This window comes from Psychrobacter sp. P2G3, from assembly GCF_001593285.1.
Classification (GTDB): domain Bacteria; phylum Pseudomonadota; class Gammaproteobacteria; order Pseudomonadales; family Moraxellaceae; genus Psychrobacter.
This window is the reverse complement of record NZ_CP012529.1, coordinates 250000-276735: the sequence shown is the minus strand read 5'-3', so window position 1 is coordinate 276735 and position 26736 is coordinate 250000. Positions and strand designations below refer to the sequence as shown.

Genomic DNA, 26736 nt, shown 5'->3' with positions numbered 1-26736 from the left:
ATTCTAGTATGTGAAGTTTTGGTATTTGAAAAATTATCCAAGCAAATTATTTTTGTGGCGTTATAATAAGTCCATTGTATCTATGTTCTAGTACACTGAAACATATTTTAAGTTAAGTCCTGTTTAAGGTCAATAACTAGAATTGATCCGAAAGTATTTATTAGCGGGTTTGATTCATTTAAGAGGATGTTGAAATGCTACAAGATGACCATCAGGCAAAAAATCAGGCAAGCGACGCTTATGATTATCTACTTAAGTTACTGGTCGAAACTGATAATACAGAACGTCTATCAGCGATATTTGATGCGCTCATGACAGAAAAAGAGCAAACAGAGCTGGCCAATCGCTTAACCATCTTTGGCCTACTACAGCAAGGCGTCACGCAAAGAGAGATTAGTGCAAAGCTAGGTGTCGGTATTGCAACCGTGTCCCGCGGTGCTAAGGTATTTGGGCAACATCAAGTTAATGAATTGCTACCTGATATTAGTGAAGGGATTGATCTATAAAACCTTGATAAGTGACTAACAAGTGTTAAACAAATTCCGTCAGCGTAATAATAAAGAAACTTATGTTCGTTAAAGTGTTGCTTATAGAAAACTCATTCCAAAATCAGCTACAAAATCGGAAAACATATGCAACGACGACAGTTTATTAAATCAATGGGCTTAGGTGTAGCGGCAGTCAGTACATCCGCGGCGATGAGTGGTTGCCAAACGCTTGCCAAGCAGCCAAAACTGCCTACGACCGTCACCCAAGTTGGACATTTTCCTAATATTATCGTCGGTAGTGGTTACGGAGGCGCAGTATCGGCCCTGCGATTAAGCGAAAAAGGGCATAAAGTGCTGATACTTGAGATGGGTATGCGCTGGGATAGAACGCCCAAGCACGATACTTTTTGCAAAATGATTACTGCGGATAAACGCTCGAGCTGGTTTAGCAATATGCCAAACGCCCCTATCCCGATTCCAATCCCTATCAAAAAATACCCCGGCGTTTTGGATTTAATCGAATATGATGACATGAAAGTCTTCGCAGGACGCGCCTACGGTGGCGGCTCTATCGTCAATGGCGCGATTGCCATTCAGCCGAGGCGCGCGCACTTTGAAGCAGTGTTTCCTTGGATAGATAGCGACGAGATGTACGACACTTATTTTCCCCGTGCCATGAAGGAATTAAAAGTCAGTCAAATTCCTGAATCTTTTTTTAATCAATCCGAGCATTACGAATTTACCCGCGCTGCGGAACGCCAAGCAGAAAAAGCCGGCATGAAAACTGAATTCTTCGGTAATAGCTACGACTTTGACTATATGCAACGTGAAGCCAAAGGTGAAGTCTATAAATCGGGACTCGGCGGCGAAGTCATCTACGGTAATAACGCTGGCAAGTTCTCACTCGACTTAACCTACCTAAAAGACGCTGAAGCGACGGGTAATGTCACGGTGAAAACCCTACGCAAAGTCAATAGCATTCAAGCCCTCGATAATGATCAACTCAGATTAGAAGTTCATGTGCTCAATACCACAGGCGGCATTGATAAAATTGAGCATTACACATGCGATAAGTTATTTCTAAATGCAGGAAGTACAGGTACCTCAGAGCTGCTACTCAAAAGCCAAGCTGAAAGTAAACTAAATAATCTAAACGAGCATATCGGACAACATTGGGGACCCAATGGTAATATCATGACGGGTCGCAATTTCGTTCATGCGGCGGGCACGACTCAATCCACTATCCCGGTCAAAGGCATCAACATGTGGGACGGCGATAGAGACGGTTCAAAGTACAAAATCTTTGCCGAACTCGCGCCATTGCCGCTAGGGCTTGAGACGTGGACGACACTATATCTTGCCATCACGGACAATCCAGAACGTGGTAATTACTACTATGACAAAGCCACCAAAACCGTCAAACTAAACTGGAAACGTGAGCAAAACGAATACTCAGTAAATGCTGCTAAAGAGCTGATTGAAAAACTCGCCAAAGTAAATGGTGGCTCGACCTCAAGCTTGCTGTTCACTAAAGGCTTCGGTTATGACTTTTGCTATCACCCGCTTGGTGGCTGCGTGTTGGGCTTGGCGACCGACGAAGTTGGGCGCGTCAAAGGGCACAAAAATATCTATGTGCAAGATGGCGCGTTAATCCCCGGCAGTGCTGGCGTCAATCCGTATGTGTTTATCACCGGACTTGCTGAGCGTAATATGGCGAATATTTTGAAGGAAGATTTTGGTTAGGTGGTTGGAAGTTGGTTAGATGAAAAACGCTCTTGAGGAGCGTTTTTTTGGTTTGGGTTTGCGGGAGCTACTCTTGTTTTTTGCTCCTATCTTAGTTATCCACTGAACTTTAGTTAAATCAAATCTTTTAAAGTTTGTATTCTTCAGTTACTCTTTAAGCAATTTAAATTTTGGTATTAAATTCATGGAAAAGATTGACAGAGGTACAGCTGAGTCTATTAGCTATAAGGCAACATCCTATCATCATAATATTGTTAGCTACTTAAACGATCATGAGCTTCAGAATTTATGTTATGCGAGGAAATCTAGAGTAAAAAGTAAGAAGGATATTCTTGGTAAGTACAATAGGAAAAAAACTGATCCTGATAAGAAAGGTTATAAAATCGAAGATATTTCAGATGTAATAGGTTTGAGATTCATTGTACTATTCAAACAGGACGTTATTCCTGTTATAAATTCAATAATAAGTCTTTTAACTAAAGATAATGATAGTAAGAATCCTTTCCATAATTGCAGTATTGAAGAGCTAATATATTACAAAGGTAATGTTTCACTTTCTAATATTTCTCATAAGGTGCGCGATAGTTTCTCCTCAATAGGAATGGATATCAAAGAGAGAAACTCTCGAGAAGGCTATTCTAGTATCCATATAGTTTGCAACCTTAGTACTGAATATAGTGACGTATTACCTGAAAACTATAAAATCCCAGTGGAGATTCAGGTTAGAACAATTTTTGAAGATGCTTGGGGCGAAATTGATCACAAATATGGCTATAAAGCTAGGAGAGATAGTAACTCGTTCCATCCAACACTAGACAAGCATCTACAAACCTTAAAACAGTTTGTAGATGCTTGTGTTGACTATGCAGATTTGATAGTTGAAGAATCTGAAATTGAATTAAATCCGACTGATTTTTCTAAAGTTTTGAATATACCCGAAGGCTCCGAAAGTTTATCTGAATTATTTAGTGACTTAAATATTGAAGAAAAATACCTGTACGAATATGGCGATGCCATACAAGCAAAAAATAAAGCGATAAAAGAAAGTAATGGTAAAGAACTTATAAGATGTGCCGATCACTTTCTGAGTATCAAAAATGATTATTTAAAGCAGAAAGCTGACTTAGAAAACGATACTTTTTCATTCTATTGTAGTCTCAATTATGCCTTCTGTAATCTTGTTAACAACACTGAGAAGGGTGTGAAAAACGCTAAAGATATGTACTTAACTTTAAAAGAAGTAGATCCAGACAATAGTTTAATATTGATGAGACTCGGTCAGACTATGGGTAGAATAGGAGAGTTTGACGACTCTATATCTTTAATCAAAGAGTCTTATACTAAAGCAATTAATCGAAAATCAAAGTTTAAAGTCAAAGAGACAGATATTAAATACATTTTGTCTAAAGTTCCAAAAACAGTTGGCTACTATATCTGGTTAAAAATATATAATTCAGACAAATCATTGGAAAATGAGTATATTAAAAATTTGTATCAAGAAGCTTACGAATTTACACTTGAAGGCTTTAAGGCTTTAAATGAAGATAATCATGCTGAAGAGTATATTGACTATCAAAATAATTTAGTTTTCTATCTTACAGAGATTAACAAGATTCAAGATACAGAAGAGAATCGTGAATTAATTAGAGAGAAATTAATTGCAATCGAAGATAGTTACAAAAGTCCAGAGGACATAGATGCTACAATTTTAGATACTCTTCTTAGCTCATATTATATGCTTGAAGACATTGATAAATGTAGAATATATTCTCAGTTACTTAAAACTAAAATTTTTAAAAAGAGCTACGATTTTGATGATAGTGAAGCTCTAGACATGTTGGAGCTGGTCGATAAAGTAAACGATTTAGTGACTAAGGAGTAGTTGACAGGGATGTAAATTAGTCTAAACTATAACCTAGTCTTCATCCAAACAAATTATAAGCGTGGAGGCTAAAACCACTACTACGGAGAATTACTATGACTATGTTACCAAAGGGTGATGCTTAGAAAGTCATTGCTACAGAATCCATTTTATATCAGAAAAGGCTCCTATTGAAAATAGTAGCCTTTTTTTATACCTGAATTTTAATTATCGATAGTCAACTTGAGGAGTGTTTTAGCCCTGATAGTAGCGGTATCCTGACGCCGACGATGGCGATGCGGACTATGGTTGGGGGTGGTCGCTCGAATGTTGGAACGCCACCAGACAAACCAGTACGCACGCCATCGATAAGTTAGATATAAGCGGATAGCAGGATTAGCTACAGCTACTAATTATTCCTCAAAAACCTATAAATCGTATTCTCAAAATCTAACCAAAACTCCCCGCTATATCACAATATTTAAATCCCCAAAACCATCCTCCCTACCACACCCCCATTGAATTCCAACCTCGCATCAGCAACAATAGCTTCTATTAATAATCTTAATAATAAAAAGGATAAATAATGAAACTGCGCATCTTAAAGTCTGCCGTGACCAACCCTTGGTTTAACCTCGCGACCGAGGATTGGATATTTAATACCCTCAATCCCGACTCGCACACGCTATTTCTATGGCTCAATAGCGAGACTGTGGTCATTGGGCGCTCGCAAAACCCGTGGGTAGAATGCAAAATCGATAAGATGGAAGAAGACGATGTATTTTTGGCACGGCGTCAGAGTGGCGGCGGCGCGGTGTTTCATGATTTGGGTAATACCAACTTTACCTTTTTATCGCCCAAAGACGACTACGACCAAGAAGCGAACTTTACCATTATCGTTAACGCGTTAAGAAAATTAGGCATCGACGCTGAGTTATCTGGTCGTAATGATATGCAAGTCGGTGATAAGAAGATATCAGGCAGCGCCTTTAAACATGCGGCTGATCGTAGCTTTCATCACGGGACTTTACTGGTGAATGCCAACATGCAAAAGCTGGGCGATTATCTCAATCCGCATCCGCTTAAACTCAAAGCCAAAGGTATTAAGTCCGTGCGTGCGCGCGTCGCTAACTTAGTTGAGTTTAATGCAGACATCAATCACGAGACTTTATCCGGTGCGATTATCGAGGCATTTTGTGAATACTATCGTGACACTGATTATGGCGACACCGCGCCCGTAGAAGAATTGGATGAAGCCAGTCTCGCCAAGCAACCTAACCTGAATAAATACTATCAGCAAATGGCAGATTGGGATTGGCGCTTTGGCAAGACCCCTGAATTTACTCATCACATTAAGACGCGCTTTGATTGGGGTATTATTGATTTGCATCTTGATGTGAAGCACGCAGTCATTAGCGAGGTAGTCATCTTCTCTGATGCGCTAAATGTTGAATTGATCGATCTATTAAAAGAGACGTTGACTGATATTAAATATGATAGACATGAAGTAAAAGCCAAGCTTGCTGAGCTCGGCAAAGCGCATTCTGATTTGGCAACGCATATTGACGATGTGTCTGAGTGGTTGACTAGCGAGATGGAAGGTTAGATTTTTGCTCGTTATTGATACTAAAAAAATAGTCGGGTTTTTGGTACAGTCAAGCGCTCAAACGCTTTTATGCTCAACATGGACTAAGCTCACCATCTATACTATATATTTAAACAGACTTAAGTTTGATATTTAGTGCTTTTGCCATCTATAATGTCACGCAAATAATAGATTTTTTTAAAATCTAAACTTCGGGCATTTAAGCAAGGTAGCACTATGGCAGCCTATATCACCGTTGGCGCAAAGACCTCTCATGGTGGGACGGTAATCTCCGGCTCACCGCATACCACTCATAACGGCATCCCAGTCTCGCGTAAAGGCGATAAAGTCATCTGTAAGAAATGCAAAAAGGTCACTACTATTCTTAGTGGTGACCCGTCGTTTATTGTCGATGGTGCACCCATCGCACGTGGCGGCGATGTGACCAGCTGCGGCGCAAAGCTGATTGCTAATCAACAGTCGTTTGCTGAGTCGGACTTTGAGGTGTTTGGGGTTGAGCAGGCGGCGCTGGTGTTTCCGAAGTCGGATCCAGATAGTATGTTTGCTAGCTTTGCAGCTTCTGACAATAAAGATTCTGAAGATGAAATGTCTGATGAGGAGTTAGGGATTTGGGTTGACGTATCTACTGAACAAGCATTGAAAGACAGTGGGCTTTGGGCAGGAGCAGGTACTCCTGAAGAGCTAATTTATCAAGAACGTCTTAATTCTCTATGGATAGATGTCAATGGTGATCGTGCGAAATACCATGAAGGTGTGCAAAAAATTGGAGATGAAGCGGGATTGGTTTTTGACATTATGTCATTTCCGCTAGGTTGGGGTGCTCTATCTGCTAAGACTAGCGTTAAAGCTGGACAGTACGTGATTCGAAAACGAGCGGTAAGTAATAACAATATCTACAGAGACTCTGAAAAAGGTTTCGACTGGACTTCTACTAAGAAAAGAGCTCCTAATACAAACCTAGCAGAGCATTGGAGTAAACATAGCAAAGAATTTCCTGAGCTAAAATCTCAAAATGACTACTATCGTCATGCTCAAGAATTTGTCAGTGACCCTCCGCGTGGAACTTTAAATAAAACCAGAAAGAATGGTGATACGGTTCTATATAATCCGAAAACAAACACATTTGCTGTCAAAACGAAAGATGGTGCACCTCGAACAATTTTTAAGCCTGATGCTTCCACACATCCCTACTCAACTAATTTGGAATATTTTCATGCTCAATAGAGAGTTACACAGTTGTAAAATATGCGGTTACTATGATGAGGATTTCTTGCCATGGGGTCTTGACGGTGAATTCCCATTATATGAAATATGTCCTTGTTGTGAAGCGGAGTCTGGTTATGAGGACTTTACCTTAGAATCCATTATTCATAATCGTAATAAGTGGATTGAATCTCCAAAATTTAAATCGAATGAGAAATATAGAGAGCAATTAGTTAACTACTTGGAATATTTAAAACAGATTAAATAACCTAGTTTTGAAAAATATTATTGAGTATGTAGGAAAATAATCAGTGAAAATAAGAGGTAAAAAATATAAATTATCTGATATTTCACTTATTGCTTTCGTTATTATTTTATTTATATGGACTGTAGACCTAGAACCAAATAAAGATCTTGAAATATAACAACAAAAGTTGATTAAAAAGGAAGACTGGCTTATATCAGAGCTTGACGATATCGCTAGATTCATGAATTTTAGAGAAAGCGATCATAGATACTTTAATAGGGACGTGTGGTATACATCTAGATATGTAAGTCCTGAGTATGATGAATATAAACTATCAAGATTATATAGCTATCTTATAAAAAAGGGCTGGGTAGATATTACTAGTAGAGTCGACAAAGAAGAGTATATAGCGAAAACTGCAAGTCAATCAGAAGAAACTTCTAAGTATGTTCATATTTTGTGTAATAGAAAATCTACTATCTTTATGTATATGACTGACATGCAAAATGACTATATTATTGATTTATTCAAAGCACGTACTTTGGTGGAGCTTAAGTACGATTATAATCTTCCTTGCTACGATTTAAATGAGTAAAAGAATAGTATTTTGAGTGATGAAAAATTAAAATTTAAAGCTGCTATATTAAAAATTAAGCACGAAAATAGATAACACAATGAGTTATCAAAAGGAAGTTTAATGTATCAAAGAAAAACTACTAATCTCATTCAATCTTTGCTATTAGCTACTCTACTATCAAATGTATTAATCGTTTCTGCTTGTTCAGCAGAATCATCAAACACAACGATTTTATCCAATAAAAACACTGCTGCTGAAATATATGAACTCGGGCTAGCCTACTACGAGGGCGACTCAGTTCCTCAGGATTATGAAAAAGCCTTTAGCTTATTCAAAAAATCCGCTGATCAAGAGTACGTTGAAGCTCAATTCAATCTCGGTGTGATGTACGAAAATGGAGTAGGTGTTAATCAAGACTACAAAAAAGCAATGCAGTCGTATTTATCAGCAGCTGATAATGGAGATTTTGATGCTCAAAATAATATAGGCTCACTCTACTATTTTGGTAAGAGCGTAGATCAGAACTATGCTAAAGCTTTGGACTGGTATACCAAAGCCGCTGACAAAGATGTAGGCATAGCACAATTCAATATTGGTGGTCTTTACGAGAATGGTTACGGCGTACCGCAAGACTATGACATGGCTTTAGAGTGGTATACCAAAGCTGCTGATCAAGAGTTAGATGTGGCACAACTTAATATCGGTGGTCTCTATGAAAATGGTTATGGTGTGCCACAAGACTATGACACCGCTTTTGAATGGTATAAAAAAGCGGCTGATCAAGGCAATCAAGAAGCCAGTAATCGCATTGGTAGATTGGTCATGAATGATAAAATTGACGATACTGGCATCACTATCTATAGTACTCAAGAAACTGGTCTCACATTGGGTGATATTGAAGAACCTTTGTAGAATTAAATATAGCCACAATTTACGAAGCAAAAAACGGTAGGAGATCGCTACCCTACCGTCTCATTATTCTGACTATTGTTTTAAAAAACCAGACTCTAAATCTGCACTGCAACCTCAGCTCCATCACGAATTGCACGTTTGGCATCCAGCTCAGCAGCGAGCTTTGCACCACCGATGAGATGGTATTGCGCATCTGGTGCATCGCCGACATTTGGCATCAGCTCTACCACTGACTCCTGACCGGCACAGACCACCACGCTATCGACACGTAATAGCTGGCTTTGACCTTGGTTATTGATTATCCAGATACCTTCATTAGTAATTTTTTCGTACTGTGCACCCGATACTTGGATGACGCCATGCGATTTGACATGAGCGCGGTGTACCCAGCCTGTGGTTTTATTGAGGCCGCGACCTAAGCGGCCTTTAGTACGCTGCATGAGGTACACTTGGCGAATAGGCGTGATGCCTTCAGGCTTAATCAAGCCACCATCAGTTTGATAGCTAGGGTTAGCCGTGACACCCCACTCTTCGCGCCATTCACTAATCGACTGCGCCTTTGGACGATAGCTTGGATCTTTCAGCGTTTCAGGATCTAGCTCATCAAGTGGCTGACCATGACGCGCAGTGAGATATTCGCTGACATCAAAGCCAATACCACCAGCGCCAATGACAGCGACCGTATCACCGACTGACTTCTCACCAGATAGCAATTCTGCATAGCTCATTACTTGTGGCAAATCAGCACCTTCAAGCTTACCTGCTAAGCTTCTTGGCACCACGCCAGTAGCGACGATGACATGATGGAATTTGGCTTTCTCAAGCATTGCTTTATCGACTTTGGTATTAAGTTTAATCTCGACGCCTAAATGCTCAAGCTCGTTGATATAGTAGCGGATGGTCTCAAAGAATTCTTCTTTACCGGGGATAACTTTGGCATAGTTAAACTGCCCGCCCAAGATATCTTTGGCTTCAAACAGTGTCACTTCATGACCACGTAGCGCGGCAACGTGAGCCGCTGACATGCCAGCGACACCGCCACCGATGACCGCGACTTTTTGCCGCTTTTTAGTTTTCTTATAGACCAGCTCGGTCTCATGACACGCTTGCGGGTTGACCAGACAAGTTGAGCGTTTATTCTCAAAGGTATGATCGAGGCAAGCTTGGTTACACGCGATACAAGTATTAATACGGTCAGCTTCGCCATTTTTAGCTTTATTAACCCAGTTGGCATCAGCGAGAAACGGACGTGCCATTTGAATCAAGTCGGCCTGACCACTAGCGACGATTTCTTCAGCGGTGTCTGGCATATTGATACGGTTGGCCGCCATCATTGGGATACTGATATGCTTTTTAATCTCAGCAGTGAAGTCGACAAAGGCTGCACGCGGAACACTCGTCACAATCGTTGGTACACGCGCCTCATGCCAGCCAATACCGGTATTCATGATAGTCACGCCCGCTTCTTCTAGCGCTTTAGCCACGGTGATGACTTCATCCATGACATTGCCGTCTTTGACTAAGTCAATAACTGACAAACGGAATAGGATAATAAAATCTTCACCAGCTGCCGCGCGGACAGCCTTAACCACATCAACCGCAAACTTCATACGATTTTGAATATTGCCGCCGTATTCATCAGTACGTTTATTCACATGACGCGATAAGAATTGATTAAGCAGATAGCCTTCAGAGCCCATGATTTCGACACCATCATATCCCGCTTGCTTGGCAAGACGAGCTGAACGTGCAAAGTCTTTCACCGTCTGCTCGATGTTTTTAATACTCATCTTACGCGGTTTAAATGGCGAAATTGGTGATTTAATTGGACTGGCTGATACGGCAAAAGGATGATAACCATAGCGACCACTGTGCAATATTTGCATGATGATTTTGCTATCATATTTATGCGCCGCACGAGTGACACGCTGATGGTTGATGACGTCGGCTCTCGTATTCATGGTGCCGCCAGCAGGCAACAACCAACCTTCACGATTGGGCGAGATACCACCAGTAATCATCATTGCCACGCCACCTTTGGCACGCTCCGCGAAATACGCCGCCAATTTACCGTAGTTATAAAAACGATCTTCAAGTCCCGTATGCATAGAGCCCATAACCACACGGTTTTTGAGGGTAGTAAAGCCCAAATCTAATGGCTCAAATAGATGGGGGTAATGCTTAGCCGCATTGGTAGCATCCATAGTTGTGTCAGTGCTAGCAATACGATCAGAGGTCTTAGTGTTTGAATCTTCTGGGCTTGCAATATTGGAGCTGGCGCTCATATCATTGTCCTTATGAATTAGTGGGTTGTACTGTTATAACTTGCTCACAATAATCTGATGTCATCGGCAACCTAATTTCCCATACGGTAGTACAGTCTACTTTCGGCTTTCTTGTATTCATGTCATTGAGTATGAGGTATATTAGGCTTAAGAATGTTAAATATTTAATGATTCAGTGTTAATTCTATCGTAACACACCGCTATTATTATCAGCTACGCAGACAAGCGACTGACGAGTGAACAGTATGTTTACAACACCATGTTCATAACATTATTTGCCATGCCTTTTGTTTATGCCGCATAGTTAAGTAAAGGCCACAAAACAAGCTCGCTTTCTAAGTACAGTTGTCTATAATAAACGGGTTAAATGTTAGTAAAGATAGCTATTAACATGCAAAATCCAATATAAAAAACCGCTAAATCCATAATACGATAAAGATAAAGGACTATCCCTATGACCGACTTTCACACGGGTCTCGGCAAAAATGCAGCCAACTACCAACCGCTTACCCCAATTGATTTTATTATCCGTAGTGCGCAAGTCTATCCTGACAAGACCGCTATCATCTATGACGATTTAGAGCAAAATGATCTCACCCAAACGTGGCAACAAACTTATGATCGTTGCAGACAATTGGCTGATGGCCTGCGTAAGCTTGGTATTGATAAGAATGATACGGTCGCGGTCATGATGCCGAATACCCCAGCGATGGTCGAGTGTGCCTTTGGTGTACCGATGTCAGGCGGCGTACTTTGTACCCTAAATACGCGTCTCGATATCAATGCTCTTACCTTTTGTTTACAGCATTCAGAAGCAAAAGTGTTAATTTTAGATAGCGAATTTTCTGAGCATGCTGAGATTATCGACGAAGCTTTTCCAAACTTAATTGTTATTCATGCGACAGATGCTGCTGTCGATGTCGAGCGTTTTGGACAGATGAGCTATGAAGAGTTGGTTGCCAGCTCAGACAGCTTAGATAATTGGGAAAAGCCAGCAGACGAATGGGAAGCTATCGCGCTCAATTATACTTCTGGTACCACAGGCAAGCCTAAAGGTGTGGTCTACCATCATCGCGGTGCCACTCTCAATGCTGTATCCAACATTTTAGATTGGGATATGCCCAAACATCCAATGTACTTATGGACGCTCCCACTATTTCATTGCAATGGATGGTGCTTTCCGTGGACTATCGCTGAGCGTGCTGGCGTCAACGTCTGCTTGCGTAAAATTGACGGCAATTTGATTTTGCAGCTGATTGCTAAGCATAAAGTGACTCATTATTGCTCAGCGCCTGTCGTACATAATATGATCGCAAGTGGCAAGCCTGAGTATAAAGAAGCGATTAACCATCAAGTTAATGGTTGGGTCGCTGGGGCGCCACCGTCTGAAACCATGCTGGCAGAGATGGAAGCCATGGGTTTTCATATCTCTCATGTTTATGGTCTCACTGAAGTATATGGACCAGTCACTGTCTGCGCTGAACAAGAAGAGTGGGATGAGCTTGATGTTGCTGCACGTGCGCAGAAAAAATCGCGTCAAGGCGTGACTTCGCATCTAATGACTGGCTTTGAGGTGTTTAAACAAGGCACGACTGAACCAGTTGCGGCTGATGGTGAGGAAATGGGCGAGCTGGCATTACGCGGCAATATGGTGATGAAAGGCTACCTAAAGAGCCGTAAGGCGACCGAAGAAGCGTTTGCTGATGGCTGGTTCCGCACCGGTGATTTGGGTGTCAAATACCCTGACGGCTATATCAAAATTATGGATAGGCTCAAAGATATTATCATCTCAGGTGGCGAAAATATCTCTAGTATCGAAGTCGAAAACGTCTTGTATAAGTTGCCTGCGATTCAAAGCTGTGCTGTCGTTGCTGCCCCGCATGATAAATGGGGCGAAGTACCAGTGGCCTTTATCGAGATTCATGAAGGCAGCACCTTGCAGCGCGATACCGTGATGGAGCATTGTAAACAGCATTTAGCGGGTTTCAAAGTACCTAAATACATCATCTTTGCTGAAATTCCAAAAACCAGTACGGGTAAAGTACAAAAATTTGAGCTGCGTCAAGCGGCTAAGTCATTGGCTCATGAAACCCCAAAAGTAACTCCAAGTGCAACATAGCCAATAACTTAATAGCCAGTAACATTCTAAGTTATTGGCTATTAAATTGAAGTCATAAAAAAGGTCAGCCTAATTGAATTTAGGCTGACCTTTTGTTGTTAACACTGCATTGACTCTATAATAAGTAAGGCTATTATTTCTTATAATATTTTTGAGAGCTATCAACCAAGCCCATGCTAATTAAGCTTTGGCTCAAGCCATTGATAAACCAGCATCCCTATTATCATCGCTGGAATAAATACATAAGCCTGCCACTGTCCGGTACCAAGCAGTACAATACCTGGCCCTGGGCAAATACCCACCAAACCCCAACCGATACCAAATAACATCGCCCCGATTAATAGCTTTTTATTGATAACCGTCTTGCTGGGCATATCAATTGAGGTGCCAATCCAGCTGGTCTGTTGACGCTTGGCTAAGCGTACGCCGACAATCGCCACCGCAAGACCACCACCCATCACCAGTGCTAGAGAAATATCCCACGCACCAAAGACATCTAAGAACCCTTGTACTTTCACAGGATCGGTCATACCTGATACCAGTAATCCAAACCCGAACAATAACCCTGCCAGTAATCCAATTATATTTTTTAGCATTGTTGTATCTCGCTATTATCTTTTATTAACAGTGTTGAGCGCCGTCTGTGCAATATGCTACCTATACCGCTTAACATTTACAGTAGCCCTAGTACATGTCGACCAATATAGACGGTCACGATACCAAAGAACATAAAAGTTGCCGTTGCCGCCATAGAACGTGGTGACATGCGCGCATTACCGCAAATACCATGGCCACTCGTACAACCTGAGCCTAGACGCGTACCGAAGCCAACCAGCAAACCTGCGCCGATTAATAATGGTAAAGAAGTACTGACTTCCACATCAGGGAGCGGTCTTGCCAGCTTATACAGCAATGGCGAGGCAACGAGACCAAGTATGAATAATACCTGCCACATCTCGACGCGCTTGGGTTTGAGCAGGCTTGAAAAAATACCACTTATACCTGCAATACGTCCAATACCCAGTAGCAGGATGACGGTCGCTGCCCCTAGCATTAAACCACCTACTAGGGAGATTGGAGTAAATGCTTGCCAGTCTACTTGTATACTCATAACGCATTACCTATCAGTTTTTATTAAGTATTTACTTGGTTTATGATTTATTAAAATATATTATATTATAAAACATAATAAAAAGGTAAAAAAATACTGAACCCAGTATTACAAAGGCTCAGTATTTTTTAGCTAGAAGTATCTTATTAGATAGAGGTATTATTTAGCCAATACTTCGTCAAGCACTGACTCAAAACGCTGTACCGCACCGTCAATATCCGTCAGCTTATCTAAGCCGAATAATCCTAAACGGAAGGTTTTGAAGCTCTCAGGCTCACCCACTTTCAATGGTACGCCAGAGGCAATCTGCATGCCAGCTTCAGCGAAGGCGCTACCTTTATGCATATCGTCACGTTCAGTATAAGAAACGACCACCCCAGGAGCTTTAAAGCCATCGGCAGCGACGCTCTCAATGCCTTTATCTTCTAGTACTTTACGGACACGTTTGCCCAATTCCCACTGCGCGTCACACAATTTATCAAGGCCGATTTTTTTCGCTTCATTAATCGTATCGCGGAACTGACGCAAGCTATCAGTTGGCATCGTGGCATGATAAGCATGACCGCCATTCTCATAGGCGCGCATGATATTTAACCACTGCTTTAAATCAAGGCTAAAGCTATTTGATTCGGTACTGTCTACTTTTTTAACAGCAGCATCGCTTAGCATAACGAGACCGGCACAAGGAGTGCTGCTCCAGCCTTTTTGCGGGGCGCTGATAAGCACATCAATACCCAACGCTTTCATATCGAGCCAGACGCAACCTGAAGCAATACAGTCAATCACTAATAAGCCGCCAACGCTGTGAGTCGCATCTGCTAACGCTTTGAGATAGTCTTCTGGCAAAATAATACCGGCTGATGTCTCGACATGCGGAGCAAAAACGATCGCTGGTTTTTGTTCTTTAATCTTAGCAACGGCGGTTTCGATATCGACGGGTGCAAACGGTTTTGGCGCATCGGTATCTTCAGTACGATCAGCGGTTAAAACCGTAGACGACTTGGCAATATTGCCTTTTTCTAAAATTTGCGTCCAGCGATAGCTGAACCAACCGTTACGGATGATTAGACAGTCTTGATCTTTTGCTAACTGCGCGGCAACTGCTTCCATGCCATAAGTACCAGAGCCTGGAACGATGGCGACTGCGTCAGCATTATAAACTGATTTGAGCTCGCTAGATAAGTCATTCATTACTTGCTGAAAGACTTTGGACATATGATTAAGGGCGCGGTCAGTATAGACCACTGAATACTCTAATAAACCTTCTGGGTCGATATCTTGACGTAATGCAGTCATGGGACATTCCTTGTTTGTTGTTAGATTATTTAGATGTTATTAAGCTTTGGTTGTGACAAAGCTTGGTTACAGCATAACTTAGCTACTAAGTTTAGGCGCTAATATAGATATAACTAACTAGGTAACAATGTTGAATCATGGTTGAGTAATCGCTGAATAACAGATATCAACTAATGAATACCAAATAATGATAGAGGGTATGACATAGGATTGACGATATAGCACTTTGTCCTAGCGCTATTGCCGTTGGTGATTGTGTCTTGTACATCTTAGGTTTTATGAAAAACGAAATCATACATGACGTTTGCGCCATTATAGGTGCTACGCGGCGGTAGGCGGGTAATAATGGTCACTGACAACTTGTCAAAGCAAAACATATTAAACTAAAATAAGCGCGGTAATACTGATAGCTAAGACCGCCTTATTATCATTTAATACCAACATGACAGCTTGATATTAGCACTGATAATGACGGTTGACAACGGTTTGTTCATGTAACGATATAGCCTGCGCAATTTACGATTTTCTCGCAACTAATAGCCGCTTATTAGCGTTTACGATAGGCATCATGCAGACCCGATACCACAAAGTCTAGCAATTCACTATCGCCTTCGCGGGCGGCCTTACGCATAAGCTTCGATGGCGCGTGGGTTAACGTTTGGCTGAGACGCCGTGATAGTTCAGTAATGATATCTTCAGCACTCGCATCACCTTGCTCAAGCTTGGCAATAGACTCATGCAGCAGCTTATCAACTTGGGTATGAGTGGACATCCGATAATGCTGAATATCTTTCCCTACTTGCCGTACTTGGAAGCTTCGCTCCATCTCAACGACCAGTTGGCTGACTAGCAGCTCAGCATCGACAGCCGCTTGCCTACGCTGTTCAAGATTGCCTGCGATTACATGTTGCAGGTCATCGACAGAATAGAGGTAAACATCATCTATCCGACTGATGGTTGAATCGATATCACGCGGTACTGCCAAGTCTATCATCAGCATCGACCGATAACGACGACGTTTTAGCGCTTGTATGGCCATCGTTTTATCAATCAATAAATCCATACTACCACTACAGCTACTCACAATATCAGCCTCTGCCAATACTTGTGGCAGCTCTTGTAAGGATCTGACCTCCACCCTGCGGTTGGGATTACGTAGCTCAGCCGCCAAGGCCTCGGCACGCTCAGGATTACGGTTGCAAATGATAATGCGCCCTACCCCAAGCCCTGCAATATGGGTCGCCACTAAGCGGTTCATCTCACCTGCTGCCACCACCAACAAGGTGCGACTAGGCAAATCATCAAAGATTTGGGTGACCAGTTTGGCCGCTGCAAAGCCGAGCGATACAGCTTGAGCGCCAACTTGGGTTTCATTGCGGACGCGTTTAGCCGCTGCAAACACCTGATCGACAACCCAGCCCAATTGATTGCTCAATGCATTTTCATCTTGCGCAAGATGCACGGCCCGTTTTATCTGACCGAGAATTTGCGGTTCGCCCAATATCATTGAGTCAAGGCCAGCGGCGACTCGTAGCCAATGGGTAAGCGCATGCGTATCACGATGCACATATAGATAAGGATCAATCTCAGTTAACGACAACTGCTTAAAGTTGGCAAGCCATGTTTTAATCTGCATAACGTGAGCGCTAATGGCAGCTGAGGAAACACTGGAGCTGGCAATAGTGTCGCTACTAAGCGTGTTATCATCTGATGCAAAATCATTATCGATAACTGGTAACTCTGGAATTTGCGAGGCTGATGAGTGAGGCAATGTTGTTTGAGGCACTAGAGCGTAGATTTCAGTACGGTTGCAAGTTGAAACAATCACGCTACCATCAGTAAAGACCTCTAACTGCTCAAGAGCGATGTTCACATCTTCACCCACAAGCGCCAAACGCTCTCGTAGAGCGACTGGTGCAGTTTTGTGATTAACCCCAATGACCACTAATCTCATTATCGATAGACCATAAACATAACGCTCACTGATATCATCAACTGTCACAAGGTGTCAAAAAGCAGCTGACAAAAACATGCTCAGACACACCACAGTCGGACGTTAGCCGATGCATAAATGACGTGACGTTATTGATTTAAATAGGTTATATAGCAGATGCTATGAATATAAAACCGCTTATTATATCATTGTTACTGGTTTTATTTAACACTCACCTATCTGCGATAGCTGTTTGCTTGTATCTGGGCACATGAACAACAAATCAACCGCAATATCTGCTTTTAATTATTATCATTAATATCTACTATATTGATACCCAATATAGAGACTTATTATTCTATATAGACGAACCTAGTAGACTAGTCTGAAGTAAAAATTGAGGGTAGCCAATCTCAAACTGATAACAACAATCAGTATGCTATTATTAAGGCAGACTTTTTAATACGTTTGCTTTTTCAGAGCAGTTGAACATCTTATCATGATGCTAATAGCGGTTATTTTGGCTTTCAGTTAACATGAGTACTATTGTTTACTGTAGTCATCCGCTTTTATAATAAAGTGTCTTTTTTTACTGGTGAATACCATTATTCTATGATTTTTTTTGGGTTGTTATTTCAATCAAAACTCGCGCTGCAACTTGCATATGACAGTCAGCTTAGTATTCAGGATTTGTTAGACAGCATTTTGTCTCGTCTACGTCAGCGCCGCAAGCTAACCTTATTATTAGCCGCTTGGCTGTGCCTGGGAACTTCTGCTCATGCAAATTTCGTCGATACGCCGTCATTGTTATGTACACCTGAGACAGTAATAGTAGATATTGCTAATGATGCTGATGATAGCTCTATCAAAAACAACAGCACTCAACATGCTGTGTTTCATAGAAACAGTGCCGAGGTGACAACATCTCCATTGATGCCTAGCTCAATAATTGAAGATACTGACGATATTGATAGCTTTGATAATAGTTTTGATGATAGTGATGAGTTAGAAGATAAGTCAGAGGAGCAATACCCAAATAGCACAGTCAACATTGCTAGCTTACCGCCAGCGACTGTATTACAACCAAAGCTTAGCGAGCCTAGCCTATATGCGCTACTAGACGCTGAATTTGCTGCTGATCGCGGTAATATTGAGCGTGCATTAACGCTTTATAAACAGCAGTCTTTTAAAGAAGATGCGACAGCGGTATTTGAGCGCGCGCTTAGTTTATCGTTGCGTCATGATAATGTGGGTGATTCATTACAATTTGCCAAAATGTGGCAAGATCAGAACCCTGACCATGTTCCTGCTTGGTTCTATGTGGCGCATTTAGCGCTTAAAGCTCATGATTACACTTTGGCGGGTGAGTCCTTAAACCGTATTTTACGCTATGATCCACGTACCGATTTGAGTGATATATTGATTGGTATTTATCCAACGACAGACAAAGATCAACGTGAGCTTCTAGAAGCCTTACAGCCAATTAATAGTGAACAAAATGCCTCGCTCTCAGTATTAAAAGCAGGTTTACTCTATCAGTTTAATGAGCCTGAGATAGCAATTGTCCATATCAATCGAGCCTTATTAGGTCAGCCTGATTATGTTCCCTTTATTACCTTAAAAGCCGATATCTTGCGCAAGATCGAACCGGCAGAGACGGTAATCAATTATGTCAGCCAAGCACGCCTGCGTAATCCTGATAGTAAGAGTTTATACCTATATGAAATTCGCTATTTGCTTGATTTAAAGCAAAGCCAAGAAGCGTGGCAATTACTACTTGATGCCCATCAACGCTTTAATGATGATGCAGAGATTACTTTATTGGCTGCTTTAGTCAGCTTAGATATTGAAGAATATCGTAGCGCTGATCAACTGCTTAACATGTTGGCAAAAACTCCTACCTATCTTGATCAAGCTTACTATTATTTAGGTATTAGTGCGGAGCGTCAACAGCGCTTCGAGCAGGCCAAGTCCTACTTAAATAGCGTCATGCAAGAAGACTTGGTACTGGCTGCACGTAAAAAAGTCGTCGACTTTGAGCTCCTAGATGGCAATATTGATGCTGCAATAAAAATCTTAGACAAGCTCCGTGAACAATTTGCAGTCTTCGCGCCTGAAACTTATGTTTTACAAGCGAATATCCTATGGCAGCATGATAAGGCTGATGAAGCCTTACAGCTATTGACTCGCGTCAGTCGCAAGTACCCTAATAACCAAACGATAGTATTCGCCCGGGTCCAATTGCTTGACGATCGCAATGAATATATCGTTAAACGTACTTTGCTCAATCATTTGCAAGCACTAGATCCTAGCAACCTATCTTACCAGCTCAGCTACGCACAATTGCTGTTATCTAATGATCAAAACTCTGAACAAGGGTTAGAGCTTGCACAAGCGATTGTCCAAGTTCGTTTCGATGATCCACGTTACGATAATGAGCTGCATCTGCAAGCTCTAAACGTATTGGCTAGCAGTGCTTTGGCTAATGAAAACTATGGGCAAGTAATTAGTTACTTACAAACCCCTTATGATGTGCTGCCAACGTTGCGTTCAGGCGTACTCTTGCTGCGCGCTTATCAAGGATTAGGCGAAAGCGATAAGGTCAATGCATTATTAGAGGACTTGCAACAGCGCTTTTCATTCGGACAACATAACGTCAATGATCGCGTACAGCTCTATTAATGTTTCGTCGATTTAACGGTATTCATCTGCTTGTGTTATATACAATCGTTACTCATGCCGCCAATAAGTCTTTAACAACAGGGCATAACTGGGTAACAAATTGAGCGTAGTATTTTTTCATCGCTTTATTTTGATTTTAATTTTGTAAATTTTTGAGGAACACCTATGTCAGCCTTCTCAACAGCAATAAGCCATAAACCTAAAAAGTTAGCGGTGTTTGGTGCAGTTACCGCTGCGTTATTAATTACTTCTGGTTGTCAGTCTTTGCAGGGTACAAGTGCGACGAATAAACCCACCTCTCCTATCGTACAAGTACAAAAGCTCGATAATTTTAATATCACCGGCAAAATTGGGGTAACGACTCCTGCCAATGGGACAGCCGAAGCGCAAGGTGGTAGCGCCTTTTATGCGTGGGGTCAGCAAAACGAGCGTTTTGCTATCGAGTTAATTGGGGCCTTAGGCATTGGCAAAACCAATATCGAATATAACGGCCAAACGGCAACATTGGTTAGTGAAAAGACAGGCACGTTAACCGCTGACAATCCTGAAACCTTGCTACAAAAAGCAACTGGCTGGCAAGCGCCTATCTCGCAGATGCCCTACTGGATATCTGGGCGTTCAGCACCTTCAGATACTGCGCCACAGCTAGACGCGCAAGGTAGGTTAATCAGCTCGGTCAATGGTCAATGGACGGCAAGCTTCACTTACAAGGGTACAGATAAATTACCTGCTAAGATTAGCGCTGTGCAGCCTGAAGGCCACAAAGTTATCATGACTATTAACCACCAAAGTAGTTAGTAAATATAAAGAATAATGACTGCTATTTATGATTAAGAATGCTACCACTGCCAATAAAGTGATCAGCCGTTTGTCACCTGCAAAGATTAATTTATTTTTGCATATCACTGGTAAGCGCGCTGATGGCTATCACAACCTGCAAACGGTATTTCGACTGCTCGATTGGGGCGATTATTTGCATTTTTTGGTCGCAGATAACGCGATGGCTATTAGCGCTGAGGATTCGTTAGACATTAATGAGCTATGTGGTCAGTTATTGGCGTTAACTGGCGCAGAAACGATAACTACTAGTATAGAAGACAATCTAATCTTTAAAGCCACACGTGCGTTACTAGCGACTGCCATACAGTCAAACAAGCTACCTAAGCAGCTACCCCAAGTAAAAATAACCTTAGACAAGCATTTGCCGATGGGTGCAGGCTTGGGCGGCGGCTCTTCTAATGCCGCGACTACTTTATTGACATTAAATGAGATTTGGCAGCTTAACTTTACTCAAAATGAGCTGATAAAAATTGGTGCTAGGATTGGCGCAGACGTGCCAATCTTTATTTTTGGGCAAGATGCTATTGCGATGGGTATTGGTGAGGAGCTGACAGCCATTGATTTGCCAGATCAGCATTATTTAATATTGACTCCTGATGCCCACGTCAATACTGCTAAGCTATTCGCTCATCCTAAATTACAGCGTGATATCGCACCACTATCAATACAGACTATCCAAAATCAGTCTAGGAATTATACGCAAAATCTACTTGCACCCTACAACAATGTCTTTACTTCCGTAGTGAAAAGCCTCGCCCCTGCCGTTAATGAAGCGTTACGTTATTTGCAAGGCTTAGAAGAAGTAGCATTGGGTACAGCACGCATGACTGGCTCTGGTAGCGCGGTATTCCTGCCACTGGATGCAAGTGTGATTACTGATAAAAAGCTTTTGGCGAATTGGGTTGCAGATGCGCCTTGTCCAGCCTATATGGTAAACAATTTACCATCTTAAACGCTAACTTGTATAGATGTAGGGTGCGTCCAGCACACCTGAAATATGCGCATTTTTTAAAAATAGTGCGCTGGGCACACTTACTCAAGCTCAATCTACAGGCTAATCTTGAATCCCTAACCAAATCCTAGCAGCTGATTCGTCTTCAGGATTAAACCCTTTGATATCCAAATTTGGTATCATCCAGCCTTCAATTTCAGCCACCTTTTGTAGCCATTGCTGTTCGCTAATCACTGCCATTTTGCCAAAATACTTCATTGTTGCCCACAACTCAGGCATACGTTTCATCTCAACCATTACCGCCGAAAATGATGGCATTGCAAAGCTATTAATGCGATAAAGCAAGGTAGCATTTTGTAGTTCGGTATTTGGGTCAGCCTCAGTCATAGAAGCCGTTGCTTGCATCCATTCATCAAGTAGATGCTTCATATCATCACTGCTAATTTTGCCATTGATGGTCAATTCAATATGATGCTTACTAGGCTGAGTTAGAATATAAGTCATGTCATTCTCCTCGTTTAATGCGTGTTGATGACGCTATTCATATCCATACTACTTGAATTTCTTCACACTAGTGCGCTAAACGTGTGTAGGAATGTAGGTTGCGCTCAATCAATAGCGACCGCCCTGCTCGGATGTATAGATACAAGCGAGAGGCGCGATTTTCTCATCCTTTCTAACTACAAAGTAGGCTGCACTTAATTCATTAAACAATTAGAAATAATTACGTCCGATAATTGTTATCAATTTTCACTACTAAGTTGCTGAACTCACTTCATAGTTTGCTCTTTACGAATAAAAGCCAGAAAAAGCCGCAAATGACTTGCAAAATCTGAAAAATTACTTATAATAGGTCGCCACAATAGGGGTATAGCCAAGTTGGTAAGGCATCAGGTTTTGATCCTGACATCCGTTGGTTCGAGTCCAGCTACCCCTGCCATATTTTAAGTGTATTGCTCAATCTATATTGGTAATAAGTACTGTTATTAGTAATTACTTAGCTTATAGTAATTGACAACACCCTCCCAATTTCGGTATAGTTCGCAACGAACACCGTTAGGGAATGCCGTTTTTTTAGACGGTCTCCTAGGTAATAGCGTTATGCTAATGTTTTATATTAGTAGCTAACGTTCGATAAACCTAAACATTACAGGGGTATAGCCAAGTTGGTAAGGCATCAGGTTTTGATCCTGACATCCGTTGGTTCGAGTCCAGCTACCCCTGCCATTTTCTGCTGTAACGTTCATCACACTTTTCTTTATTTGAGCAGTTAGACACTGCTTAGCGGTCGCTGCTTGAGTCAATCAATAGGACTTCAGTCATGCCTTATTTGGCGATTTTTACGGGTAATGCCCACCCTGAATTAGCGAAAACCGTAGCCGACCACCTACACATTCCTCTTGGTAAAGCTGACGTTACTCGCTTTTCTGATGGCGAAATCGCTGTAGAAATCAAAGAACACGTACGCGGTAAAGACGTGTTTATCATGCAACCTACCTGTGCACCTACCAATGATAATTTGATGGAAATCATGATGATGGCCGATGCTTTGCGTCGTTCAAGTGCGGGTCGTATTACCGCCGTGATGCCTTACTTTGGTTATGCTCGTCAAGATCGTCGTCCACGTTCAGCTCGTGTACCTATTTCGGCTAAAGTCGTCGCTGATATGCTTAACATCGTTAGCATTGACCGTGTTATGACTGTCGATTTGCATTCAGATCAAATCCAGGGTTTCTTTGATATTCCTGTTGATAACATCTATGCCACCCCTGTTCTATTGAATGATCTCAAAAAACAAGATTACGACAACATCATGGTGGTTTCACCTGACGTTGGTGGTGTTGTTCGTGCACGTGCGATGGCCAAGCAATTAGGCGATACCGACATGGCGATTATTGATAAACGCCGTGCGCGTGCCAATGAATCACAAGTGATGCACATTATCGGTGATGTACGTGACCGTGATTGTGTCATCGTCGATGATATGGTTGATACTGCAGGTACTCTATGCAAGGCAGCAGAAGCGCTAAAAGAAAGTGGCGCACGTCGTGTCTTAGCCTATATTACCCATCCTGTACTATCAGGTAATGCGCTCAAAAATATTTCTGAATCAGCATTAGATGAAGTCGTGGTTACCGATACTATTCCTTTATCTGATGCGGCCAAAGCTTGTAGCAAAATCCGTCAGATCTCTATCGCACCAATGCTAGCTGAGAGCTTACGTCGTATTAATAACGAAGAATCTATCAGCGCTATGTTTGATGCTTAGGTTTTTACTGAGTACTTGCCCTACTTTCTTTTGGCAATGCTCGTTATAAAACACTGCTTAAGTTTAAAAAAAAGCGTCAAGTGTCAGCACTTGGCGCTTTTTTTACCTATTAGGATTGCACAGTCATTTTGCGTAGGTCTTTATTATTGCTACAAAACCACGTATAATGCGCGCCTGTGCCGACCGTTTGTCTTTTAATCTGGTTGGCATTCTCAAAAGTGCTGATCATGCTTAAGAGTAACGATTAAATTGATAATTAATGTCATAAAAATCATTACAATAAGCAAATGGCTAAATTTACTGGTTACGAATTTTATTGTTAACTGTAAATCTTAACCATCACCACCTATTAGTGGATTGGTCGCAAATCCACTTTTTTATGACCAGACACTTCCTCATTCTTTTTATAGGATTATATCCATGAGTATTAATCATTTTGAACTAAACGCAATTGATCGTTCTGCTGAGCTACAAGGTAAAGGTGCGAGCCGCCGCCTACGTAAGCAGAATCTTGTTCCTGCTATCATTTATGGTGGTGGTGAAGAGCCAACAGCTATCTCTATCAAAATTAACGAGTTAGTAAAATCACTTGAATTCGAAGCTTTCTTCTCACACATTTTGACTCTAAATGTTGACGGCGAAACGCATCAAGTTGTTATCAAAGACCTACAACGCCATCCAGCTAAAGGCTTCCCAATGCATGCTGATTTCCAGCGCGTTGTAAAAGGTCAGAAAATTAACATGAACGTTCCTGTGCATTTCGCTGGTCGTGAAGAAGCGCCAGGCACTAAAGCTGGTGGTGTCTTATCTACGCTAGTTTCTGATATCGAAATCGTTTGCCTACCATCACAGCTTCCTGAATACCTAGAAGTTGACGTATCTGGTATGGAAATCGGTGATTTGTTCCGTCTATCAGACATCAAACTACCTGAAGGCGTTATTATCTTCGATCTTGATATGGAAGACGCGCATGATCGTACTATCGTTAACATGCAGCCACCAACGGTTGAAGAAGTTGACGAAGACGCTGAAGACGTTGATGCAGCTGACGTACCTGCCACTGAGCAAGGCGCAGAAGCTACTAATCAAGACAAAGACGGCGAATAATAAACAACCTTTATATAGCGACCTAACGTCTGCTATGTAATACAAGGTTCGTTTAATTAAAAAACAGCAGGGGATTGATGTCTCCTGCTGTTTTTGTAAGTGCGGTTTGCGAATATTAGGATTGCAAACTATATTTTTTCAGAATGTAACAAATGAATGATACAAGTCTCACTTATTTGTGCATGATTATTTATTGAATTGAAGCAGAGTATTCTCATGTCCATAAAGCTTATCGTCGGTCTTGGAAATCCTGGGCAGCAGTATATGTTTACGCGTCATAATGCAGGATTTTGGTTCGTCTATCATTTAGCGCAGCAGTTCAATATTACGCTTTCCCCTGACAAAAAATTTCACGGGGTAACAGGACGTGGGCAGATTCATGGTCATGATGTGCGCCTATTGATGCCATCGACCTTTATGAATAAATCTGGACAGTCTGTGATACCAATGGTCAAGTTTTATGGCATTGATAATGACGAGTTACTGATTGCCCATGACGAGCTAGATATTCCTGCTGGCAGCATTAAGCTCAAAACAGATGGCGGCCATGGCGGACATAATGGCTTGCGTGATATCACCCCGCATATTGGCAATGATTTTCATCGCTTGCGTGTCGGCATTGGTCATCCGGGTCATAAGTCTAAAGTAAGCGGACATGTGCTCTCAAAAGCTTCTCCCGATGAGCAAATCGCGATTGATAGTGCGCTAACTGCGGCTTTTGAGGCGCTGCCTTTATTATTAGATGGCGATATTGAACGCGCGCGTTCGCAGATTAATGGTTTTAAACTGCCCGACTGAGCGGTATGATACCTTCTGTTCAAAACTTGTCACTTTTTTACTCGGAATTTGATGCTTACTATCAAGAAACAGCAGACGTTTTATTGTAAATATCTGCTTTTATTAAATAGTTAATAGCGCTATTTCGTGTTTTATAAGTGGGCATATAACGCAAACTGAACTAACAAGATTTTTACTTAACCTTTTATTTAAAGCTATCTGTCCCCATTAACTGATTACTTTTGTTACGCTAAGGAAGCAATTCATGCTACTTAATATGCTTAAATGCAAATTGCACCGTGCCCGCGTCACGCATGCTGAGCTTCATTACGAAGGCTCGTGCGGTATCGATGGTGATTTGCTAGATCTTGCTGGTCTACGTGAAAATGAATCTATCGACATCTACAATGTGACCAATGGCAAGCGCTTTCGCACCTATGCTATTCGCGCTGAAGCTGGTTCTGGTATCATCTCATTAAATGGTGCCGCAGCTCATATGGCTGACCTAGGCGATATCGTCATTATCTGCGCCTATGCTCACTTTGATGAAGTAGAAGCCGAGACTTATCAGCCAAAACTGGTCTATTGCAATGAAGATAATACGGTCAAAGACACAGCCAATATTATCCCCGTACAAGTGGCTTAATACTTAATAGTCGTTAAAGTTGGTACTCAAAAGTACTTATCTTTATAAATAGCTAGGGCATGTCCTAGTATTGGATCTGTCA

General features: G+C 41.7%; 20 protein-coding genes and 2 tRNA genes. 16 read left to right on the top strand and 6 right to left on the bottom strand.

The window, feature by feature from the left end; all coding sequences use genetic code 11:
* The first annotated feature begins 194 nt into the window (after positions 1-194).
* From AK823_RS01180 to AK823_RS01145, 6 genes are all read left to right on the top strand, one after another.
* Positions 195-506: a Trp family transcriptional regulator gene (locus AK823_RS01180; protein ID WP_068325574.1), complete on the top strand. Its 312-nt coding sequence runs from the start codon at positions 195-197 to the stop codon at positions 504-506.
* Positions 507-632: 126 nt separating this feature from the next.
* Entirely contained in the window at positions 633-2231 is a 1599-nt protein-coding gene (locus AK823_RS01175) for a GMC oxidoreductase (RefSeq protein WP_068325572.1), read from the top strand.
* Between the two features lie 184 nt (positions 2232-2415).
* Entirely contained in the window at positions 2416-4113 is a 1698-nt protein-coding gene (locus AK823_RS01170) for a RelA/SpoT domain-containing protein (protein WP_068325570.1), read from the top strand.
* Positions 4114-4678: 565 nt separating this feature from the next.
* Positions 4679-5698, top strand: a complete 1020-nt coding sequence (locus AK823_RS01165) for a lipoate--protein ligase (protein WP_082785593.1) — start codon at positions 4679-4681, stop codon at positions 5696-5698.
* 216 nt (positions 5699-5914) lie between these two features.
* Entirely contained in the window at positions 5915-6922 is a 1008-nt protein-coding gene (locus AK823_RS01160) for a PAAR domain-containing protein (protein ID WP_068325566.1), read from the top strand.
* A gap of 923 nt (positions 6923-7845) precedes the next feature.
* Entirely contained in the window at positions 7846-8637 is a 792-nt protein-coding gene (locus AK823_RS01145) for a tetratricopeptide repeat protein (protein ID WP_068325562.1), read from the top strand.
* 95 nt (positions 8638-8732) lie between these two features.
* On the opposite strand, the gene AK823_RS01140 is transcribed toward AK823_RS01145, so the two are convergent.
* A complete protein-coding gene (locus AK823_RS01140; protein ID WP_068330029.1) occupies positions 8733-10841 on the bottom strand; it encodes an NADPH-dependent 2,4-dienoyl-CoA reductase in 2109 nt (702 codons plus the stop codon).
* A 535-nt stretch (positions 10842-11376) separates the two neighbouring features.
* Here AK823_RS01140 and AK823_RS01135 point away from each other — a divergent pair.
* The gene (locus tag AK823_RS01135) at positions 11377-13041 is read left to right on the top strand and encodes an AMP-binding protein (RefSeq protein ID WP_068325560.1); all 1665 of its coding nucleotides are present in this window, start codon (positions 11377-11379) and stop codon (positions 13039-13041) included.
* A 176-nt stretch (positions 13042-13217) separates the two neighbouring features.
* Here the strand turns inward: AK823_RS01135 and AK823_RS01130 are convergent, their stop codons facing one another.
* From AK823_RS01130 to hemA, 4 genes are all read right to left on the bottom strand, one after another.
* The gene (locus AK823_RS01130) at positions 13218-13637 is read right to left on the bottom strand and encodes a DUF6691 family protein (RefSeq protein ID WP_068325558.1); all 420 of its coding nucleotides are present in this window, start codon (positions 13635-13637) and stop codon (positions 13218-13220) included.
* Positions 13638-13714: 77 nt separating this feature from the next.
* Complete coding sequence (locus tag AK823_RS01125) at positions 13715-14152, bottom strand: YeeE/YedE family protein (RefSeq protein ID WP_068325556.1); 438 nt, start codon at positions 14150-14152, stop codon at positions 13715-13717.
* Positions 14153-14311: 159 nt separating this feature from the next.
* Positions 14312-15448: an aminotransferase class V-fold PLP-dependent enzyme gene (locus AK823_RS01120; RefSeq protein WP_068325554.1), complete on the bottom strand. Its 1137-nt coding sequence runs from the start codon at positions 15446-15448 to the stop codon at positions 14312-14314.
* Between the two features lie 547 nt (positions 15449-15995).
* Positions 15996-17402, bottom strand: a complete 1407-nt coding sequence (gene hemA, locus AK823_RS01115; protein ID WP_068325552.1) for a glutamyl-tRNA reductase — start codon at positions 17400-17402, stop codon at positions 15996-15998.
* Between the two features lie 606 nt (positions 17403-18008).
* Between hemA and AK823_RS01110 the strand changes: the two genes are divergently transcribed.
* The 3 genes from AK823_RS01110 to ispE all read left to right on the top strand — a co-directional run bounded on the left by AK823_RS01110 (position 18009) and on the right by ispE (position 21855).
* Entirely contained in the window at positions 18009-20063 is a 2055-nt protein-coding gene (locus AK823_RS01110; protein ID WP_228138887.1) for a tetratricopeptide repeat protein, read from the top strand.
* Positions 20064-20228: 165 nt separating this feature from the next.
* A complete protein-coding gene (gene lolB / locus AK823_RS01105) occupies positions 20229-20861 on the top strand; it encodes a lipoprotein insertase outer membrane protein LolB (protein WP_068325548.1) in 633 nt (210 codons plus the stop codon).
* A gap of 28 nt (positions 20862-20889) precedes the next feature.
* Positions 20890-21855, top strand: a complete 966-nt coding sequence (ispE, locus tag AK823_RS01100) for a 4-(cytidine 5'-diphospho)-2-C-methyl-D-erythritol kinase (protein WP_068325546.1) — start codon at positions 20890-20892, stop codon at positions 21853-21855.
* A gap of 102 nt (positions 21856-21957) precedes the next feature.
* Here the strand turns inward: ispE and AK823_RS01095 are convergent, their stop codons facing one another.
* Entirely contained in the window at positions 21958-22359 is a 402-nt protein-coding gene (locus tag AK823_RS01095; RefSeq protein ID WP_068325544.1) for an STAS/SEC14 domain-containing protein, read from the bottom strand.
* Between the two features lie 360 nt (positions 22360-22719).
* Here AK823_RS01095 and AK823_RS01090 point away from each other — a divergent pair.
* From AK823_RS01090 to panD, 6 genes are all read left to right on the top strand, one after another.
* Positions 22720-22795: transfer RNA gene (locus AK823_RS01090), tRNA-Gln, on the top strand.
* A gap of 211 nt (positions 22796-23006) precedes the next feature.
* Positions 23007-23082 (top strand) — tRNA-Gln (locus tag AK823_RS01085).
* A 94-nt stretch (positions 23083-23176) separates the two neighbouring features.
* Positions 23177-24124 (top strand): ribose-phosphate pyrophosphokinase, encoded by a 948-nt coding sequence (locus tag AK823_RS01080; RefSeq protein WP_068033957.1) that lies wholly within the window; start codon positions 23177-23179, stop codon positions 24122-24124.
* Between the two features lie 420 nt (positions 24125-24544).
* Entirely contained in the window at positions 24545-25231 is a 687-nt protein-coding gene (locus AK823_RS01075) for a 50S ribosomal protein L25/general stress protein Ctc (protein ID WP_068033955.1), read from the top strand.
* Between the two features lie 216 nt (positions 25232-25447).
* Positions 25448-26029 carry an aminoacyl-tRNA hydrolase gene (pth, locus tag AK823_RS01070; protein WP_068033953.1) on the top strand — a complete coding sequence of 194 codons (582 nt, stop codon included), beginning with the start codon at positions 25448-25450 and terminating at the stop codon, positions 26027-26029.
* 244 nt (positions 26030-26273) lie between these two features.
* Positions 26274-26654, top strand: a complete 381-nt coding sequence (gene panD / locus AK823_RS01065; RefSeq protein WP_025651868.1) for an aspartate 1-decarboxylase — start codon at positions 26274-26276, stop codon at positions 26652-26654.
* The last annotated feature ends 82 nt before the right edge of the window (positions 26655-26736 follow it).